Here is a 5223-nt window from a genome sequence, read left to right as displayed (position 1 = left end):
ACCGTTAGGAGGCCTTTATAGCGAATGGACAAAGTGTTTAGTCCAAATTTATGCTTATAACAATGGTATAATATTTCCGTATATTCGGGAAAGGCTGGGCTTTTGGGGCTTGCACCTCGGGCAACGATAGAGGCAAGTAACCCACAGGCACACGCGGCGCTAGCCAAGTGGGCCGAGGATTACAGCCGAAAGCGTGACCCGAACGACCGATGCAGGAAGTTGGAGGTTAGCAGAATATTGGTAAGGGAGGAAGGGGGCCCGCCAAATGAATAAAGCCATAATAAACCCCGGTAATGACCGAAAGGATAGGATTTTACAACAATTTTTTACTTTCAACCACCGTATTTTCTATCAATTTGGTATTCTTGCTTTCTCGTTTGAGCACATTTTACTCGTATAACTTGTATGCAAAATGGAAGACTATAACCAGTATTTTATTCTAACGATTCTTCTCTTCATTGTTGGAGTCGTTTATTCGCGTAGCCTTAGCAAGAAAGCCCTCAACCTGCTTAGTCAGGATGAAAAGGCCAGATACCTTGATTTGCTTTCCGGCCAATCTGTTATTCTTCCCATGTTAGTTTTTCTCCTTCCTGTGGTGTTGATTTCATTAAGTATGAATCGTATAGCCCAATACGTTAGCCTCCAATTTATTGTCATCTTTTTAGTAAGTTGGATAGTATTATATGTAGTGTATTTCATTTTTAAATCCTATCAAATTTTGAATAAAAATCAATTTCCAAGAGATTTTATCCGTTTGCAAACTATCTCAATTAGTATTCGAATGTTGTCATTTTTGATTATTATTTCCACCTCATTTTTTTGATAAACCTGAATTTTAATTCCAAATTTTCCATGAAAAACCAATTCCATTCATTTATTTTGTATGTCGGTTTGGTCTTTATCGGCTTAACCCTTGCGACTACTTCAATACAAGCTCAAACCAAGCATCCTTCATACCTGGAGGCCCAAAAGTCGCTTGAAAAGAAGAACTATTCCCAGGCACTTAAAGAAATTACGGTGGCTTTGGAATCGGATCTGAAGGAATATGATTATTGGTTTCTTAAAACTCAGATTCTCAGCCAGATGGGTGATGCTTTAGCCGCTTTGGACGTTTTCAATAAAATGGTTGATAAGTATCCCAACGAGTCCAGGGTATATTTCGACCGTGGTAATTTTCTTACCAGCATTCGCATGGCAGAACCTGCCGTTCAAGATTTTGAAAAGGGAATTTCGCTTAACCCGGTTGATTCTTTAATTATTCCGTTTTATCTCAATTGCGGCTCGGCCCGTATTTATTACCGCGATTTTAAAGGCGCTTATGCCGATTTCCGCCAGGCTTACATCAAGGATTCCAGCAATGTAAGTGTGCTCAATAACCTGGGAATGGTTGCTCAGGAAATTGGGAAGGAAGACGAGGCGATTTATTACATGAATAAGATTATTGAGCTCGACCCTAAGTTTTTGGGTGGTTATGTTAATTTGGGCTATCTTTATCAACTAAAGGGCGATTTTCAGAAGTCGGTAAATTACCTCGACCATGCGTTGCAACTCGATCCCAACGAGGCTTTGGCGCTCAACAACCGTGGGTATAGCAAATTGAAACTCGGAGATTTAAAAGGTGCGCTTGCCGATGTTAAGAAATCGATAAAGTTGTACCCGGGTAATGCCTACGCCTACCGAAATTTGGGCCTGATTCATTTGTCGCAATCCAAAAACGACGAGGCTTGCAAAGCGTTTTATGAAGCCCTGGACAAGGAGTTTACCAAGCAATATGGCAATGAAGTGATCAACCTAATTAAGGAAAACTGCCGCAATTACCGTCGCTAACTTTGGCCTTTTGCATTTCAAACTTGGGCAAGGGTTTTTAGAAAGATGGTTTGGGGTACAGGTTGTTATTTTTATTTGGCGGGCCCATTCGCCTCCAACAGAGTCTATTATTTCCAGTTTAAGTGGGTTTGGCTCATGGCCGGGCTATTCGTTTCAAGTCCTCGCCGCCCGGGCTAACGCCACGTTCGGCTGTGGGCTTTCCACTTCTATCCCTGCCCGAAGGTAAGTGCAAACCTCCTTCTGTTAGGCTTTTCCCATTCAGGGCCTTCACCTGTTAATGCCTTTTTACTGTGATTCCAAGAAAAAATTCTACCTTCTCTTTCTATTTTGGTTTTATTTCGCCAAGCATAAAGTGCAGGTAATGTTACGAAACGCAGGCTTGGTATTGGTTTTGGTGTTGTGCCTTGGATTTCAATCCTTTGCATCAAGTCTGCAACCTAAACTTTTTTGGGTTTACCAAGACAGCACCAAGGCTCTTTCTTTACAGGAAGTGATGGCTAATGCCGGTTTTTATCCGCGCTCCAACCTAAATTTTGGCTACAGTGCCTCCTCTGTTTGGGTAAAAATGCCCCTTAAAAGCCCCAAAGTATTGGCAAATACACGGGTAATGCTTACCCATTCTGCCTTGTATTATGTTGATTTTTTTCTGGTGCAAAACGATTCGGTTTTCCTGGAAAAGCATACCGGACTTAAGCGAGAGTTGGCTTCGCGCGGACAATGGACCAATAAGTTTTACATGGATTTGCCCGGGGAGTTGAGTCCCGGTGCGGAGCTGTATATTCGGCTTTACAACCAAGAGTCGGCATTAAAAACCGACATTCAATTGGTACACCCTCCAACTCAGGTATTAAGCTTGTTATCTGACCTTTTGTTTTTTGCCGGTTTAGCAGGATTGGTGTTGGTATTGGTATTGTACAACTTGTTATCATTTGTGAAGTTTCCAAAGACCATCTTCTTGTATTATGCTGCTTACATTATTTGTTTGCTATTTTACATGGGTGCCAACATGGGATTGTTTCATTTGTTGTTGCCCAACGTACTCATTCCCTATACGTCTATTGTACGGGTTTTTTGGTCAATTCCGGCACTGGGTTTCTTTTTGTTATTTGTATATCGATTGCTCGACTTAGGTTCATTGTCCGGTTCGTTTCTTTCCAAGGCTTATCTGGTTAGTCAGGTCTTGCTTCTCTTGTTTTTGGCGGTTTTATTTGTACCAAAACAAGGTGTTTGGATAACTATTGCGGCGTCGGCATACTATTTTTTCTATAGTTTGCTTGCGGTTTTATTGGTTTACAGCGGGATTGTTTCGTTTAGGCAAGGGCACAAACCCGCGTATTATTTTCTGGTTGGACAAGTTCCTTTAATGGTTGTTTTTGTGTTGGTTGTATTGCGTAACTATCAAATTTTACCATTTCTTCCATTAATGAATTACCTGCCGGAGTCGTTGTTTTTGCTGGAGCTTTTGGTAACATTTCCTTGCTTAGAGTTACACATTAAAAGTGAAAAGCGTATTGAGGCATTGGTAAGCAACCAAGTAAGTCAGGAGGCATTGGTAAATTCCTATTCTGTAACCTTAAAGCAAGCCAATGAAAGCATCGATGAGGAGGTTCAGGAGCATTTCAACTCCCTGGTTGCCTATGTTCAAAAGCACAAGCCTTATTTAATGCCGGAATTAAAAATAGCGGACCTGGCTATGGAGCTTCAAATTAGTTCTCACCAACTTTCAAAGGCCATCAATACCTGTAGTGGAATGCATTTTTTTGATTTCATAAATTCGTACCGCGTTGAGTATGCCAAAACAAGGATGAACGAACCCGGGGCGTTAAAGAAATTTACCATCGAAACTATTGCCAGGGAAAGCGGCTTCAATAATAAAACCTCCTTTAATGCTTCTTTCAAAAAGTTTACTGGCAAAACTCCTTCCGAATACAAACAGCAGTTATTGGAATAATTGGGCACTTTTTACCCGATAAACAGGTTGGTTTTTATCGGATTTTGGGTCTTAATCACTTTTACTTGCCGGGGTTTAGTAAGATTTAAAGTTTTATAGACCCAATTTCAAGCCCGTGGTAATTGCATGCTAAGTGCTTGATTTAAAATTCAATTGCTTTTTCAGGGAAGTCAAAAACCTGTCAATAATCGTCAAACTTTATAAAGGTTTACAAGCCTACATCCTTTGTGTGGCAAGGGCTGTAGCGGGGGGGCTACCTTTGTGTCACGAACTTTAAAAATTATGCAAAAAATGAAAAAACTAGTTACACTTGTTTCGTTTGCCTGTGTTACAGCTTTATCCCAGGCTCAATCGTGGACCGATGTAAACACCAATTTACCGGCCTTATCGGCCAGGGGTTTGGCCAAAATTGGAGATACGCTGTTGGTAGGTATTCGGGGTGGAGGGGTTTATTACTCCGTTACCAATGGCGACACCTGGCAGGAGCACCATACTTCGGCCTTGGTAGACAATTCAGGAATGAATAAATTCTATGGGTCAAAGGCTGCCGTTGGTGATGATGCCTATTTCTTTGTTTTGGGTAATGGAAATGTGCAGTATTATGAATTAAACAATGGACTTTACAACCTTAACAATCTTACTTCCCAGTTGGGAACAAGCGAGGTTATCAGTTATGAAAAATCCGAGAATCCGGGTACCCATTTTTTTGGCACACCCGGTGGACTTTATTCCTTTGCCGATGGAGTAAATCCAACCATGGTAACGGCAACGGGTCTTGATGGCGATGCAGGTGTTGTTTATTCTGTTTTTGATAACGATAACTCCCAAATTTTGGCCGGAACTATGGCCGGTTTATATGTTTCCAACGACAATGGTGTAAGCTTTACCTTGAACGATGCCAGTATTCCGGCAAATACCAAGGTGAACGAAATTGCCATTTTTACCCTTACCGGAAATGGAGTTTATTTTTTCCAACAACAAGGTCCTACCTTTTTACCTATTGTTCAAGGAGGTGATTACCGTTGCTATTATTGGGACATGATGGGAAGTGGAAATGCCGTAATGTTTGGAAATGGAGTAGGTAGCCAAGTAGACGCCAATTTTACGGCTACTGATTTTGATCTAACCGGGGTGAGCGGCGGCCCAATTTTGGGAACAGTGATGATGGGAGAATATGTTTTTGTTTGCACCCAGGATGGTGGTGTTTTCCGATATGGAACCAACGCCGCTCCGGAGGCCCCGGTAGCCCCAACCAATTTGATGGCAACCGTTTTTAAAACACAATCGAACTATGTTGAGTTGAGCTGGACTGATAATTCTGCTAATGAAGATGGATTTGATGTGGAGCGCAGTACTGATGGACAAAGTTTTACCTCAATTGGAACGGTGGCTGCGGATGTGCTTAATTTCCAGGACAATAATCTGTCACCACTTACGACCTACTA

General features: G+C 41.6%; 4 protein-coding genes. All 4 read left to right on the top strand.

Going from position 1 to position 5223, the window contains the following annotated elements; translation table 11 throughout:
• The first annotated feature begins 412 nt into the window (after positions 1–412).
• Positions 413–823: a hypothetical protein gene (locus tag K1X82_14675; protein MBX7183354.1), complete on the top strand. Its 411-nt coding sequence runs from the start codon at positions 413–415 to the stop codon at positions 821–823.
• Between the two features lie 29 nt (positions 824–852).
• Complete coding sequence (locus K1X82_14670; protein ID MBX7183353.1) at positions 853–1827, top strand: tetratricopeptide repeat protein; 975 nt, start codon at positions 853–855, stop codon at positions 1825–1827.
• Positions 1828–2188: 361 nt separating this feature from the next.
• A complete protein-coding gene (locus K1X82_14665; protein MBX7183352.1) occupies positions 2189–3778 on the top strand; it encodes a helix-turn-helix domain-containing protein in 1590 nt (529 codons plus the stop codon).
• 291 nt (positions 3779–4069) lie between these two features.
• A partial coding sequence (locus K1X82_14660; protein MBX7183351.1) for a fibronectin type III domain-containing protein occupies positions 4070–5223 on the top strand: 1154 nt, incomplete at its 3' end.

The sequence above is a fragment of the Bacteroidia bacterium genome, assembly GCA_019695265.1.
In the GTDB taxonomy this organism is placed as follows: Bacteria; Bacteroidota; Bacteroidia; order JAIBAJ01; family JAIBAJ01; genus JAIBAJ01.
Note: the sequence above shows the minus strand (reverse complement) of the source record. Positions and strands in the feature narration are given on the sequence as shown.